This is a genomic window from Bacillus sp. TE9106W (assembly GCF_054062215.1).
Genome location: NZ_JBSSFA010000006.1, coordinates 18,971 through 33,967, shown reverse-complemented (window position 1 = coordinate 33,967; position 14,997 = coordinate 18,971). Strand labels below are relative to the sequence as shown.

Here is a 14,997-nt window from a genome sequence, read left to right as displayed (position 1 = left end):
CTCCCTACGCAACCAATGAATATAATTTTTATTATATGAAATAGAAAATAGATGGTTCTTTTCGAACAACTATTCTAAAATTTTTAACCAATCATCCCATTCTTCTTTCGTATCACCAATTAGGCTTGTTTGAATGTTCAACTGATCTCCAGCACCTATTTCTCCTATAACCCCAACAGAAAGGTTTTCACTTTTTTCTTGCAACAAATTCAAGTAGCTCATTGCGTTCTTCAGTTCTCGTCCGTCATCAAAAGAGATTACTACATATTTAGGTCTTATTTGCTCAACAGCTAACGTAATACTATCTTCCGCTAAGCTTGCCCTAATATATATCACCTCATATCCTTTTAATCGTAAATACGTTGAGAAAATAAACCCTTTCAACATATTACTTTCTAACACAACAACTTTTTGTATAGAAGAAAACGATGATGCATTATGATATACCATCCCTAGACGCGTTTGTAAAAATGATAAGACATATTGGAATTGCACCATTGTAACTTCATTATTATTTTTTAACGTTAACAATTTATTTGACACTTGAAGAACAATACTTGTGATAACTTTTTCTGTTGCATAAATACTAAAAGCCTCGTTTAACAATGCAGAAGTTGTAATTTCATCAAATTTTAACAAAGCTTGTAGTAAATCGTCCACTAAAACAACTTCTCTATCGTAATGTATTTCATTTCGAACACTATTCTGCAAACGATTCCCTTCTAATAATTGAACTGCTTGTCCAATCATCATGCCGGAAGAAACCTTGTCCATTAACCATTTCAAAATTTGAATATGCTCTTCTGTATATAATCGATGCCCCGCATGATTCCGCTTTGGGGCAATCATTTGATATCTTCTTTCCCATGCACGAAGCGTACTTGGTTGAACTCCAATTATTTTCGAAACAGCTTTTATGTTATATTTTCCGTTTAGAGTTGGCATCATTTCCCTCCGCATAACGTAATAATATGTGTTTGAGCAGGTGCTCGGAAGCGAAGTGGAATCAACGTTGTTCCATACCCATTACTAACAAAAAGAGTTATATTTGAATGCTTATATACGCCACCTTTTAAATATTTTTTAGATGGGAATAATCGAATCTGCCCTCCATGTGTATGTCCACTTAGCACAAGTGAAATTTGTTCTTTTCCAGACATTTTATTTATTATATCAGGGTTGTGGCTAATTAATATGCGAAAACCATCTTCTTTACAATCAGCCAACGCTAAATCTAAACGATCACGTTCCAAACCAACATCATCTACACCGAGTAAACAAATTTTCTCTCCTAATTCAGACTCAAATACAACTCTTGTATTATCTAAAACTTTAACATTATTTTCCAAAAACAAAGCATCTAATTCATGATATTCAATTTCATAATCATTATTTCCCCATACGAAATATACAGGAGCTATCGCTCTTAGCTTTTGTATATTTGCAGAGATTTTCGAGAAAGGGACACCTTTTTCCGCTAAATCACCACCAATAATTACAAGATCAACTCTTCCTTTTACTTGTTCAATTAACGAATTCGAAATGACCCTTCTATGAATATCAGATATAAAAAATACATTTACTTTTTGAAAACTTTTCGGAAATTCTTCAAATATTAAAGTATGTTCTAGCACCGTATCACGCATTGCTTCTGTATACATTACAAGAAGCATTATAATACCAATACAAACGAGAGTACTTAATAAGATAATCCATATCATATATTTTTACTCCCCTCCTCATAAAGATAATCCTCAGTTTTTATAGTAAGTATTTTACTAACTTTCTCGCTTTGTGGACTTATCTTTTATCGGAATTTTTAATTCTTGACCTACATTCACTTCATCTTTTTGTAAATCATTATACTTTTTAATCACTTCGATCCCAGTTTCATCTGAAAAATATTGCTTCGCTATACTTTCTAAAGTTTCTCCCTCTTTCACCGTATGCGTGACGACTTTCTCAGATGATGCCTCGGACTCAGATTTAGCTGAATCAAAAAAAATGACCTCAAATGCACTTTTTCCATCGTTATTACTATCACTTTTCACCTGAATATATTTATCTGTATACCATAAGATACTAATTGGTAGTAATATGAATAAAAATGTTAAAACTCGAACGAAAATATGATTCATTTTAAACTTTTGTTTTTTTTCTTTATTTCTATGAATTTCACTACGCGGCGGTAAACCTTCTTTTTCTTCCACTCGCTCAACTTCTAATTCCTCTTCAAAATCAGGAATTCGTTTCCTCATGTTGTTCACCACCACCTTCCATTTATTTTCTTAATTGGAGTCCCATTATAAAATCAACAAGAAAGTGTGCAAAGATTGTTATAAACAAATTTCCTGTCCATTCAAATACGTAACCAAAGACAAAACTAATGAAACAGACGAAACAAAACAAAAATGGCTTTTTTATATACCGAATATGTAATACTGCAAATACAAAACTCGCTATTACAATTCCAAAGTGCGTCTGCACTACACCTCTAAATAAAAATTCTTCTGCAAAGCCGATAATGAACGTAATAACGAGTAGATGCATAACTGACATCCCTTGAAACATCCTATCGTTAATACCACCATCATCAAACCAAGACTCTGGAAACACCCGCATTGCAACATAATCTAATAACACAATACCAATTGCTAACAAGCCACCTATTATAAGTATAGACACCGGTTCCCATTTCCACAGACTATACACCGATTTTATATCTCGGAATAGTATATATGCTAGTAAACAACCGATACCAATAATAATGAACTGTGTGATATACAGATTCAGCCTTATTTCTTTCGGACTCATATCTTCAATATTATGCCTTTGAATGTTCATCATTCCCCCATCTTTTCTAGACCGAAAAGCTTTTGTAACTCTGTTTCCCAATTATAGTCGAAATCCGATTGTTGCGCTTGTCTTTTTTTATAATCTGTTTTTGTAATATGACAATAGTCGCAGCAATTCTTTAACTCGCCCTCTTTTCTGTAACCGAACTGTTGCAATAAATATTCACGTCTACATCCTTTCACTTGTATCCATGATTTCATGTTTTCTAGCTCACTATATTTATTACGTAGCCTTATTTCTACTTCAGCTATTAATCTGTTCATAATTTCATCTGACAAGCTCTCTAATTTTAATTTTCTCTGTTGTATGATTCCAAGCTGTTCAAGATGATAGCGGATGAAACGCCAATATTGTTCATTAAATCTTGCTGCATTATAACAAATTTCTTCTACCTCTTCTATTGGTAATTCTTTCGTTTGAAACATTCTTTCCTGTAGTAAAGAAAATAAAAATTGTATTTGTGACTGGCTTGGCAATTCATCTTCAATTATTGAAATTGGTAAATCGTGATCTAACGGACTACATAGTAAAATAGCTATACTTGGTTCACCATCTCTTCCAGCTCTTCCGATTTCTTGTAAATAAGAAGCTATATTAGTCGGATAGTGAAAATGAATAATATATCTCGTGTTCGATTTATTTACTCCCATACCAAAAGCACTTGTACATATTACAAGCTGCAATTGGTCATTCATAAACTGCTGTTGAATTAACATACGCTCTTCATGTTCCATACCACCATGATAGAAAGCGACACCAGTCACGCCTTTTCCTCTTAAATATTCCGTTAAACGTTCTGTCCACGCTCTGCTTGAACAATATACAATCCCCGGCCCTTGTAAATACATCACCTGGTCCAAAAGCGCCTCTTTCTTCTCTTCTATCGTCTCTACAAATTGTACTTCCATTGCTATATTTGGACGATCAATAGAATATACATGCTGCGTCACATTCTCCAAATTCAAACTCTCTGCTATATCTCGGAGTACATCTTTCGTCGCTGTTGCAGTTAATGCTAGCACCGTAGGAGACCCGATATTCTTAATAACTACATTTAGTTTTTTATAATCTGGTCTAAAATCATAACCCCATTGCGAAATACAATGAGCTTCATCCACAACAAATAATGAAATATGAACTTTCTTCAATTCTCTTATTAACAATTCCGACTGCAACATCTCTGGTGAAACAAAAATAAATTTATAAGAAGCTAATCTTTTCATCGCTTCTCTTTTTTCCTGTAATGTCCGAAAACTATTAAATGCTATCACTCGGTTTTTCACAACATATTTTAATTGTGTAACCTGATCTTCCATCAAAGATAATAATGGTGATACAACAAGTACTGTCCCTTCTTGCATAAGCCCTGGAAGTTGATAGCACATAGACTTCCCTCTTCCGGTCGGAAGCATCGCTATAACATCTTTTCCTTCCAATAAATCTGTAATGACTCCTTTTTGACCTGGACGAAATTCAGAATATCCAAACCACCTATATAAATATTCCTCAAGTTTCATTTATACCCTCCATCCGCGCCAATACAAGACGAACTTCAAAATAAGAGATATCCTCTCCAACCGCTTGTTTCAACTCACGCAGCTTACGTGTTTGTAATGCATCAATTACTTCTGTTACTTTATCTATTTTGTCTTTTTCCATAAACATTTCAATTGAAAAATCTCTTTCTCGCAAAGCAATTTCAACAAAATGATCTTCTATCGTTGCAACCTTTAGATTTCTAATTGTCGCTATTTCTTCTAATGAGCGCCCTTGCCTCCAAAAATTATATGTTTTTTTCGTTGATAAACTAAATAATTCAGCTCTCTCATTTGGGTAAGAGATAATCTCAGATAATAACGGAAATTCATTTTCATAATCGCGAACTTCTTGTATAAGGAAATGAATTGTACCCCAAAATAAAAAGTACACCCTGAAAACATCTCGTTTCGTAATTTCTGCTAACTGCTGCAAAGTACAACCGATACGTTCATATCCTGTTAATCTATATGTTACAATCGTTGCTTCTACCACATCACATTTCCTTAAAAGAGTATATATTTCTTTCCATAATCTTTTTGCCAATTCACTACGCCTATACGGCATACCTGTTAAAAAGCGTTTCACCCAAACCATTATTTCTGTATCTTGTTGAATAGGAATAAACTTCGTATTATTCTGTTGTAAATTAGATATAGTTTGAATAATTAAGGATAATCTTTTCCAAAATGTTTCACCTAATTCACCATAGTGCAAACCATGTAAATGCGCTGGAAAAGCATACCCTTCCTCCCATGTATGTAACTGCATTTTACCTTTAGGTGTTAACAAATATGTATTTTCATGTATCTCTTGAATCAAATCTGCTTGCAACAACTTTGCAACTTCACGATCATATTCAGCTCTATTTAGCAATTTATATATTCCAAACAAAAAAGAAATTCGGAACATATTTCCATCTTGTAACGTTTGCGAAGAACGTTTTCCCTTTAATAAATAATAAATAGAAGAAACGGTCCTTTCACCATTCAATTGTTTTAAACAATACAATACAGTATATTGTAGTTGCATTACCGCTTCCACCTTTCAATCTAACTTAGTTACTCATTAAACTTATCATATTGGTAATATGTACTTGTATATATTCTATTGTACCAAACGAAATAACATTTACGTATTTTGAAAATCTTATGACATAATGCAGAAATTAGTTGACACTCTAATTGATAAGGATTATCATTATAATTTTATGTTGAAAAGTTTTAAAAACCGTTTTACAATAAGGTTATAATTTTTATGGCGAGCTTTTCACATACATATTATCAGGAGGGAAAAAAGATGGCAAAATATACAATCGTTGATAAAGATACTTGTATCGCATGTGGTGCTTGTGGCGCTGCTGCACCAGACATTTATGACTATGATGATGAAGGTATTGCATTCGTAACTTTAGACGATAACCAAGGTATCGTTGAAATTCCAGATGTATTACTTGAAGATATGATGGATGCATTCGAAGGTTGTCCAACTGACTCAATTAAAGTTGCTGACGAATCATTCGACGGCGATGCTTTAAAATTCGAATAGTCTTTTATTAACTTCAAAAAATACCCCTCATTCCTTTGAGGGGTATTTTTTGTTTTCTATTTTCATTCTCCTTATAAAAAACCATTAGTAGTTACATACTACTAATGGTTTTATTTTATATTTTATGCATTTTTCATTTTTGCAAACACCCATACTTTCAGGCGTGAGAATAACGCTACAAATACAATTGTCACAACAATTCCTTTAATCAAATTAAATGGTAAGATTGCCGTTACAACCGTTGTTTTTATCGCTTCGCTAGACATAGCTGGTGAATTTAAAAACCAAGTGTAAGCTGGGAATATGATGATGTAATTTAATACGCTCATAATAAGAGCCATTGTAATTGTCCCTAGCATTAATCCTGTCGTTAAACTCTTAACAGTACGATACTTCCTAAATAAGAAAGCTGCTGGTCCAATAAATAAACATCCTGCAATAAAGTTAGCAATTTCTCCAACTGGTACTCCCGTTAAACTCCCTTGAATCCCGTAATGTAAAATATTCTTTATCGCTTCTACAATTATCCCTGCAGCTGGTCCGAAAATAATTGCAGCAATTAGAGCTGGTACATCACTAAAATCAATTTTTAAAAATGGCGGAAGCCCTGGGAATGGGAAATCCAACATCATCAGTAAATATGCAATACTACTTAGCATCGCTACACTCACCATCTGCACTACACTGTTTTTTTGTTTCATCTTTCTCTCTCCTTTTCCATCGATCATCTCATGGAAAGTGGAAAGGTTCTGCTATGCCTACTTTTTCATAGAACGAAAAAACCCTTTGTGTTTTACACAAAGGGAGAATTTAAGGCACATCAAACAGACGTTCAAATACTTATCTTTTTTGAACGCTTGAACCTCCATCTTCTCCCATCCAGACTGTACTGTCGGCTTTGGAATCACACCAAATCCTGCCTTAACGGCTCGCGGGCTTAGAACAAAATCACATATAGTTCATCACCGCCGGTCGGGATTTTCACCCTGCCCCGAAGATAGACCGATATTCTATTTTCCACTTCATTATACAACAACATGATCGTATTGTGAACAAAAAAAGTGTAACTTATTAAAAATAAGTTATTAATTTTACATAACCAAAATCATACATTATATTTTACAATACACCCCATATTTTTTAGTATTCGGCATTTCTCCTATGAATCCCCTAGTCATATATAATTAAAAGTGATAAGATGTTGAATTGTTAAGATAAGAACATTTTCTGGATTATGGAGGAAATGTCATGAAGAAAGAAAAGAGACACTCTATTCGAGAAACAATGAAAAAAAACTTAAGGAAAGAATACTTTTACTTAAAAAAAGAATTACTTTTCTACTGTCCAATTGATTTAGGCACATTTTCAAGTGAGACATACTATGCTGCTTTCGATGAAGATGGCATCAGTATTTATCAGTATGATAAAAAGACAGAAAGTAAATTAAAATTATGTGAGCGCCATCCATGGAAGAATTGGAATAAAGTGAAGGTTGATCATTATTTGACAACTTCACAATTTATTTTTCAAGGTGAGCGAAACTGGATATTATCCCTTTTCCAAAAAGGAAAAGAAGCTCAAAAAATAATCGAAGAGCATACATCTTTACAAACTGAAGTTGTTTCCCGCTCTTTCTTAAAAAAACTTCCAGGCTTCCGTTCTAATACACCGTTGAATAAATACATCGGCAGCATTTGCTACACTGCACTCATTGCATTTTTATTAAAATGGATGATTCCATTTCAAGCACCACAAATCGCCCTGTACTCTATTTCAATCGGTTGTATGCTTCTTGGTTTACTTTGTTTGACAATTGGTTTAATTGAACCGACTATTGTACTATTTCGAACAAACGAAAAAACAAGAACGAAAGTATTTTACTTATATAGCTACTTAGCTATTTCTGGATTTATATGTGTCTTTATTTTTTGGTAAAAAAGAGCTAGTGTTAAACTAGCTCTTTTTTTACTTTACATATAATTGTTGATTTGGATAAATCAACTCTTGTTGCAACCCATTTTTTTCTTGAATTTCCTTAACGGACATTCTAAATTTCCGTGCAATGCTAACTAGAGTATCACCTTTTTGGACAACGTATAACGATGAAGAAACTGTTTCATTTCTTTGTTCATGTAAAACAAGCAATGGATTCATCGCATTCTTTTTTGCCATCGTCCATTTTCCTTGATGAACTTCTAAATGTAAGTGTGCACCTCGGGATTCTCCTGTATTCCCTACTTCTCCAATTATTTCTCCCTTTGAAATATAATCCCCTTGAACTACATATCTCTTATTTAAATGTGCATACACAGCCTCATATTCTCCATGTTTAATAAATATAACGTTTCCATAACTACTTGAATAATAAGACTTTGTTACCTTCCCTTCTTGAATAGCTGACACAGGCGTGCCGATCGGTGCTGCTATATCTATACCGTAGTGTTTTCCGTGCCTTGTCCCAAAATAATCACTTATCTGTCCTTCAACAGGCCATGCCCATTGATTTCCCTCTGCGTACACATGTAATTGAGATAAAAACAGTACTGTCAATAACATGACGCCGTATTTTAAAGCTTTCATATACATCCTCCGTTTTCTAATTACCACCATACCTTCTCTATTTTGGTATATTACAGAAAAAAGTATACAAAAAAAGAAAGTGAATCACTCCACTTCCTTCTCTTTCTTATCACGAAAAACGATTGCACTGCGATTATACTCTACATCTTTTACTTGTAATCGAGCGTTTATTACTCTAGCTACTGCAAATAAATAATCAGATAATCTATTTACATACTTTAGAACAACTTCATTTATTTCTCCTTCTTTTTGCAAGGACACGATACATCGTTCTGCTCGCCTTACAACTGTACGTGCAATATGAATAGCAGCTGCCGGCTCGCTTCCACCTGGTAAAATAAAGCGCTCTAGCGGCGGTGCTTCTTCTATATACGAATCAATTCTACTTTCTATTTTTTCGACCATTTCAATTTTTACTTTATAAGGAATTTTCTCGCCTACTATCGCCAAGTCTCCCCCGCAATCAAATAGTTCATGTTGAATCGTTTCAAGTTCATTGTAAACATCTCCGAAAGACCTGCCTTGTAGTTTCGTCATCGCATATCCAATATGAGAATTCGCCTCATCTATCGTGCCATATGCTTCCACTCGGATATTATCTTTATCCACTCTGCCACCTATTACACTTGTTGTTCCTTTATCTCCTGTTTTTGTATATAATTTCATCGCTTTACGACACCCCTCTCATTATTCTTCATTCGACTAAGTTAGAAAAAAAGTTCTACTATTATTTATTTAATTGATTTTACAAAAAAATAAAAAACAGTAGAACTTTATTCATTATCAACTTTAAAAACGCATATCTAAATTATACGATTCGGTAAATAGACAGAGAATGTAGTTCCCTCTCCAACAACACTTGAAACAGCAATTTTCCCATCATGGCCTTGCACAATATTTTTTGCAATCGCAAGCCCGAGTCCTGTTCCACCTTTTTTTCCACGTGTTCTTGCTTTATCAGCTTTATAGAAACGATCAAATAAAAATGGAATATCTTCTTCTGGAATACCGACGCCTGAATCTTGCACTTCAAAAATAAGACCATTATTTTTCGTATCAATTACAAGCGTTACATGTCCGCCTGCGTTCGTATGACGTATTGCGTTATCAATTAAATTCGTCAATACTTGTTCCATACGATCTGCATCAAACGGGTACTGCTCAATTGAATCTTTGAAATCAACTGTTAACGCGACTTCTTTATCCTTCGCAATCCCTTGGAATTTACGACCTATTTTTTCAACAAAAGGATGAATATCAACTTCACCTATATGTAACTCTACATTACCACTTTCCATGCGCGCTAAATCTAATAATTCATTTACAAGTTTACCTAAACGAACGGATTCATCATAAATGATTTGAACAAACTCATTAATTTCTTCTTTCGTTTGCACAATATCATCTAAAATTGCTTCACTATACCCTTGAAGCATGACCATCGGTGTACGAAGTTCATGTGATACGTTCGCAATAAAGTCTTGACGCATCTTCTCAAGACGGCGTTCTTCCGTCATATCACGCAATACAGCTACAGCCCCGCGAATTTTCGTTTGATTGTAAAGCGGTGTCATAAGGACCACATAGTTACCTTTTTGTAAATTAATTTCAACCACTTGTTGTTGTTCGCTTTCTACAACGAGATGGAATAGTTCAACAAGTTCAGAAGGCAGTTTTTTACTGAGCTCTATCTCTTTTTCTTCTTGCCAAACTTGTAAGAAATGTTCAGCCGGCGGATTGATTACAACGACTTCACCTTCTTGATTTAATGTAATAACCCCATCTGCCATACTACTTAATATACTAGCTAACTGTTCTTTCTCTTGCTGCAGGGCATTCATATTAAACTTCAACTGTTTCCCCATTTGATTTAAGGCCGTTGCAAGCTCACCAATCTCGTCCTGAGATACCATAGGAGCTTTCGCATCAAACTTCCCACGCGACACCTCAAAAGCAACCTCACGCATTTTACGAAGTGGTGCTGTAATTCGAGTAGATAAGAAGAATGCAAAGAAAGTTGTTAATATAATCGCAATCCCTGCTGATAAGAATATAAAATCAGTCGTTCTTTCCATACCTTGTATCGGCACTTGTAAAGATTCGTATACAAACACTGCACTTTCATTTTTTGACTGTACTGGTTTTCCGACAATCATAATATCATTTTCAGTATTTTTATTCTTTCTACTATTAGAAGCTTTTCTAATGTTATTCTTAATTTCTTTTTTGTCTGTAAACACAGCCGCTAATTCTTTATCTTCTTTTAAGTCATCCATTGTAAGAGTGACTAATCCTTCTTGTTTCGGTGAAGAAGAGATTTCTTTACCATCTTCTACAATAATGATCCTTGAAAGTGGGTCAGAGAATTTGTACGCGATATTCTCAATCGTTTTGACATCGGCACCTTCTTCAATTAACTCTGAAACACTTGTTGCGACTTTTTGAAGCCTAGTTTCACTCATATCCACATAATACGTTCTAAAAAACTGCGAAAGTAAAATCGCAACAAATCCAAGCACGAACGAAACGAGAAGTAATATGGTCATCCATAACTTCCCTACTACACTTCTCCAAAGCATCAGTCGTTCACAACCTCAAACTTATAACCTACGCCCCAAACGGTAACAATCATCTTCGCAGCATCTGGTGATTTTTTGCTTAACTTCTCACGTAAACGCTTTACATGCGTATCAACTGTGCGTAAATCTCCGAAGAATTCATATTGCCATACTTCTTTTAACAATTGCTCACGATCGAATACTTTATCAGGCGCTTTCGCTAAGAATAATAGTAATTCGTACTCTTTCGGTGTTAAATTCACTTCATTACCATCTGCTGTAACACGGTGTGCGTCATTATCAATTGTTAAATGAGGGAACACAGTAACATCTTTTGTCGTTGTATCTTGTGTAAAGAATGTTGTTGGTACAGAACGGCGTAAGACCGCTTTCACACGAAGCACTACTTCACGTGGGCTAAATGGTTTCACAATATAATCATCAGTTCCTACCTCAAACCCTTGTACTCGATTTACTTCTTCACCTTTTGCTGTCAACATAATAATTGGCGTTGCTTTCTTCTCACGAACCCCTTTACATACTTCAATACCATCTTTACCAGGCATCATAAGATCTAATAGGATTAAATCATAATCATTTTGCAGTGCCATTTCTAAAGCTGTATCACCATTGTCTGCTTCTTCAATTGTGTATTGTTCTCTTTCTAAATACATTTTCAACAAACGACGAATACGATCCTCATCGTCTACAATTAAAATTCTTGATTCATTTTCCATTTCTACCCGTTGCGTACTTTTACCACAACGGTTCACACCTACCCTTCTATACTATTATGTTGCGCTATTCTCGTTTATTTAAGCAATCCTCTAAATGTTTCACTTTCCATACTATGCTTCACAAGAATAATAAAGTTTGTTCAATTTTTTTCCAAAACTATGTATTTTTTTTGAACAGTATATAATGTCCTCGACATCATTTTACAAAATCAACGGCTACTTTGTCATGTTTTTCTCAAAAAAGAAGAAAAGTTGACAAAAATAAAATAGGAAAGTGACATACACTCTCCTATTTTATTTCTCTATGCGTATGAATGTAAACCCGCGATAATTAAGTTTACTACAATAAAGTTAAACATAATGATTGCAAAACCAATTACCGCTAACCACGCTGACTTCTCTCCGTGCCATCCTTTTGATAAACGTAAATGTAATACCGCAGCATAAAAGAGCCAAGTAATAAGCGCCCAAACCTCTTTCGGATCCCATCCCCAAAAGCGTGTCCATGCTATTTGAGCCCAAATCATGGCGAAAATTAATGCACCTAACGTGAAAACTGGGAATCCAATTGCAATAGAACGATATCCTATTTCATCTAACAAATCACTATTCGTATTCTTTACTAACGGCTGAAGCGCCGCGGATACTCGTTTACGTAAAATTAGCCTTAATACGATATAGAGTAACGTTCCAACTAACACTGACCAAATTACAGTATTTAATTTTTTCGCATTTACAATCGCTGGAACTTCAACTGTCGGTTCTAATTTATTTTCTGTCAGCAACTTCCCTTCATGCGGTCCAACTAAAGCCGGAAGATTGTATTTCATTTCCACTTGTTGTTCATTTTTATCAATCCATTGAAACTTTGCTTCATATTTCATACTAGAAAATACCGTTGTCACTCCAATAAATCCAACTGTACAAACAAGCGTGAACACGACCGTTTCTAACCAAAATGTACGTTTGCTTCTCGTTGATTGATCTACATTTTTCAATAAATACATAACGCCCGTAATAAAACTAATCGCTAAGATCGCTTGTCCTGCTGCTGCAGTCGTCACGTGAATGTGTAACCAATTACTTTTTAAAGATGGAATAAGCGGTGATATTTCCCTCGGAAACATACTCGCGTAGGCAATTAATAAAAGCGCAACTGGTAATGCAAAGAGCCCAATTATACTTACGCGGTACATAAAATACATGACAATAAATGCTCCGACAAGCATCATGCCGAAAAACGTACCGAACTCAAAAAAGTTACTAACCGGTGCATGTCCTGATGCAATCCATCTTGTAACAAAATATACTGTTTGTGCAATAAACCCTAAAATTGTAATCGTTATTCCTACATTTGCCCATTTATGACCCTTTTCTTTAATTGCTCCTCCGAAAAATAGAGTTGCAATTAAATATAAAATAAATGCGGTAAAGAGAAAGTTACTACTTATTTGCACCATATCGTTTCCCCACCTTAACTAATTTTTTTATCCACTACTTTATCGCTTGGTTGCGGAATTGCTGTACCTTCTAGTACTCTTTCAATATCTTTCTTTAAACCAAACCAATTTTTATTCGTATGTCCTGCAATCCACCATTCATCATTAACGCGTTGTATCCAAATACGGCGATGATTCCAATACATTCCTTGAATGACACCAACCATAAATATAAATCCTCCAATACCGAGAATCCAAAGCGTTAAATCTTTCCTTACAGTAAGCGCTGTTGCATTTTGCATTTCCACACCTGCAAAGGACATTTTATATTTGTTATTTCCATCAGGTTCTATATTTTGCTGAATACCAACAAAACTCACTTCACCATCTGGTGTTTCAGGTGTAAACATTTTAAATACAAATGCAGGGTTGTTTGGTAATTTCGTTTTTGTGTTTGGTCTTCCATTCTCATCAAAATAAAAATCAGGGAAGTAGCTTAATAGTTCTAAAGAATAACCATTTCCTAAATCATATTTTTCATTAGGATCCGTTAAATCAACTTTAATCGGTCCCCACTTTTGATTATTTTCTTTATTTTGCAAATTAAAGGACATACTTTTAAATTCATTTTCTTTATAATCCAATTGATAAACGGCGAACTGATCAAATTTCAGCGGTTCATTTACTCGAATTTCAGCTTCTTTTACTTTTTCCAATTTCGGTTTTTGTCCTGCTATATTTTCACCTACTGCTTTATACAATACAGCATTCGTTTGGAAGTTTTTCGCAATCATTTTATCGCCTACACGATCAATTGCTTCATCAAAAACTTCTTTATCCTTACTTTTATCATAAACTTCCTTTATAAACTTCTCGTTTTTTAAATAGTATTGCCCATCCGTTCCAGGTATTTCTTTCGTTTCACCGTCACGTAACCAAAGCGCTTCGTCTACGTACATACTTGGTAAAAAACGAAGCATCGCACCGAATAAAAAGATAATAAGACCGATATGATTCACATATGGACCCCAGCGTGAAAACCGTCCCTTTTCGGCTAAAATGTTTCTATCTTCCACTTTCACATTATAATTCGTTTTCTTTAAATTCATTTGGACTCGTTCCAAATCACCATCTTGCGGTGTACCAGTGCCGTATAACCTCTGTCTCTTTAAAAAGCTAGGGTGTCTTTTAACCCCTTGTTTTTTTAAAGCTTTATAAAGTGGAATGACACGATCTAAACTACATATCACAAGTGAAATACCGATAGAAGCAATCAAAATCATATACCACCATGAACCGTATAAATTATTAAATCCTAATTGATAGTATAATTGTCCTAAAAACCCATATTCTTGTTTATAATATTCAGCTGGTGCAATTCCTGGAGTTATGTACATTTCTTGCGGAAAAATAGTTCCTATCGCTGATGCCGCTAAAGTGATTACGATTAGCCATACACCCACTTTTACAGAAGAAAAAAAGCTCCAAATTTTATCGACTATCGTTTTTGTTTGCGTGAGAGATCTCCGAGCACTCCCCTCATAGCGCATATCCAATAGTTTTATATTTTCATTGCTTTCAAATGGTTTCCCACAAGCTTCACAAAAAACGGTTCCTATCGGATTCACATGTCCACATTCACATTTAATTTCTTTCAACACTCTCACCGCCCCTGTATCCATATGTACTATTGTATATTCTAGCCCCAAGTTACCGCAATACTCAGAATTTTTAAACCAGAGG

15 protein-coding genes and 1 riboswitch are annotated in these 14,997 nt (G+C 34.7%); of the genes, 2 read left to right on the top strand and 13 right to left on the bottom strand.

Features of this window, described 5'->3' with window-relative positions; all coding sequences use genetic code 11:
• Positions 1-69: 69 nt before the first annotated feature.
• From ACVWY7_RS13140 to ACVWY7_RS13115, 6 genes are read right to left on the bottom strand one after another with little or no spacing between them, the layout of a single operon-like run.
• Positions 70-945 carry a MerR family transcriptional regulator gene (locus tag ACVWY7_RS13140; RefSeq protein WP_001142638.1) on the bottom strand — a complete coding sequence of 292 codons (876 nt, stop codon included), beginning with the start codon at positions 943-945 and terminating at the stop codon, positions 70-72.
• The gene (locus tag ACVWY7_RS13135) at positions 945-1,721 is read right to left on the bottom strand and encodes a metallophosphoesterase (RefSeq protein WP_000637815.1); all 777 of its coding nucleotides are present in this window, start codon (positions 1,719-1,721) and stop codon (positions 945-947) included. The genes ACVWY7_RS13140 and ACVWY7_RS13135 overlap by 1 nt, the downstream gene beginning before the upstream one ends.
• A gap of 57 nt (positions 1,722-1,778) precedes the next feature.
• Complete coding sequence (locus tag ACVWY7_RS13130; RefSeq protein ID WP_073522550.1) at positions 1,779-2,258, bottom strand: LysM peptidoglycan-binding domain-containing protein; 480 nt, start codon at positions 2,256-2,258, stop codon at positions 1,779-1,781.
• 22 nt (positions 2,259-2,280) lie between these two features.
• Positions 2,281-2,844 (bottom strand): CPBP family intramembrane glutamic endopeptidase, encoded by a 564-nt coding sequence (locus tag ACVWY7_RS13125; protein ID WP_001025765.1) that lies wholly within the window; start codon positions 2,842-2,844, stop codon positions 2,281-2,283.
• Entirely contained in the window at positions 2,844-4,373 is a 1,530-nt protein-coding gene (locus ACVWY7_RS13120; RefSeq protein WP_000762999.1) for a RecQ family ATP-dependent DNA helicase, read from the bottom strand. The genes ACVWY7_RS13125 and ACVWY7_RS13120 overlap by 1 nt, the downstream gene beginning before the upstream one ends.
• A complete protein-coding gene (locus ACVWY7_RS13115) occupies positions 4,363-5,424 on the bottom strand; it encodes a helix-turn-helix domain-containing protein (protein ID WP_073522547.1) in 1,062 nt (353 codons plus the stop codon). Before ACVWY7_RS13115 ends, ACVWY7_RS13120 begins: the two co-directional genes overlap by 11 nt.
• A 267-nt stretch (positions 5,425-5,691) precedes the next feature.
• Here ACVWY7_RS13115 and ACVWY7_RS13110 point away from each other — a divergent pair, with 267 nt between their 5' ends.
• Complete coding sequence (locus tag ACVWY7_RS13110; protein ID WP_001151996.1) at positions 5,692-5,940, top strand: ferredoxin; 249 nt, start codon at positions 5,692-5,694, stop codon at positions 5,938-5,940.
• Between the two features lie 122 nt (positions 5,941-6,062).
• On the opposite strand, the gene ACVWY7_RS13105 is transcribed toward ACVWY7_RS13110, so the two are convergent.
• Positions 6,063-6,641: an ECF transporter S component gene (locus ACVWY7_RS13105; protein ID WP_000810845.1), complete on the bottom strand. Its 579-nt coding sequence runs from the start codon at positions 6,639-6,641 to the stop codon at positions 6,063-6,065.
• A gap of 162 nt (positions 6,642-6,803) precedes the next feature.
• Positions 6,804-6,943, bottom strand: a riboswitch (FMN riboswitch).
• Positions 6,944-7,188: 245 nt separating this feature from the next.
• Here ACVWY7_RS13105 and ACVWY7_RS13100 point away from each other — a divergent pair.
• Positions 7,189-7,875, top strand: a complete 687-nt coding sequence (locus ACVWY7_RS13100) for a hypothetical protein (RefSeq protein WP_000711804.1) — start codon at positions 7,189-7,191, stop codon at positions 7,873-7,875.
• 30 nt (positions 7,876-7,905) lie between these two features.
• On the opposite strand, the gene ACVWY7_RS13095 is transcribed toward ACVWY7_RS13100, so the two are convergent.
• The 6 genes from ACVWY7_RS13095 to resB all read right to left on the bottom strand — a co-directional run bounded on the left by ACVWY7_RS13095 (position 7,906) and on the right by resB (position 14,915).
• Positions 7,906-8,520, bottom strand: a complete 615-nt coding sequence (locus ACVWY7_RS13095; RefSeq protein ID WP_000645701.1) for a peptidoglycan DD-metalloendopeptidase family protein — start codon at positions 8,518-8,520, stop codon at positions 7,906-7,908.
• An 84-nt stretch (positions 8,521-8,604) separates the two neighbouring features.
• Positions 8,605-9,186, bottom strand: a complete 582-nt coding sequence (locus ACVWY7_RS13090) for a cob(I)yrinic acid a,c-diamide adenosyltransferase (RefSeq protein ID WP_000781292.1) — start codon at positions 9,184-9,186, stop codon at positions 8,605-8,607.
• A gap of 137 nt (positions 9,187-9,323) precedes the next feature.
• On the bottom strand, positions 9,324-11,099 hold the full coding sequence (gene resE, locus ACVWY7_RS13085) for a sensor histidine kinase ResE (protein ID WP_000964698.1): 1,776 nt from the start codon (positions 11,097-11,099) through the stop codon (positions 9,324-9,326).
• A complete protein-coding gene (gene resD / locus ACVWY7_RS13080; protein WP_000426862.1) occupies positions 11,099-11,815 on the bottom strand; it encodes a DNA-binding response regulator ResD in 717 nt (238 codons plus the stop codon). Before resD ends, resE begins: the two co-directional genes overlap by 1 nt.
• A 302-nt stretch (positions 11,816-12,117) precedes the next feature.
• A complete protein-coding gene (resC, locus tag ACVWY7_RS13075) occupies positions 12,118-13,275 on the bottom strand; it encodes a cytochrome c biogenesis protein ResC (protein WP_000250084.1) in 1,158 nt (385 codons plus the stop codon).
• A 14-nt stretch (positions 13,276-13,289) separates the two neighbouring features.
• Entirely contained in the window at positions 13,290-14,915 is a 1,626-nt protein-coding gene (gene resB, locus ACVWY7_RS13070; RefSeq protein ID WP_000910543.1) for a cytochrome c biogenesis protein ResB, read from the bottom strand.
• Positions 14,916-14,997: the final 82 nt, after the last annotated feature.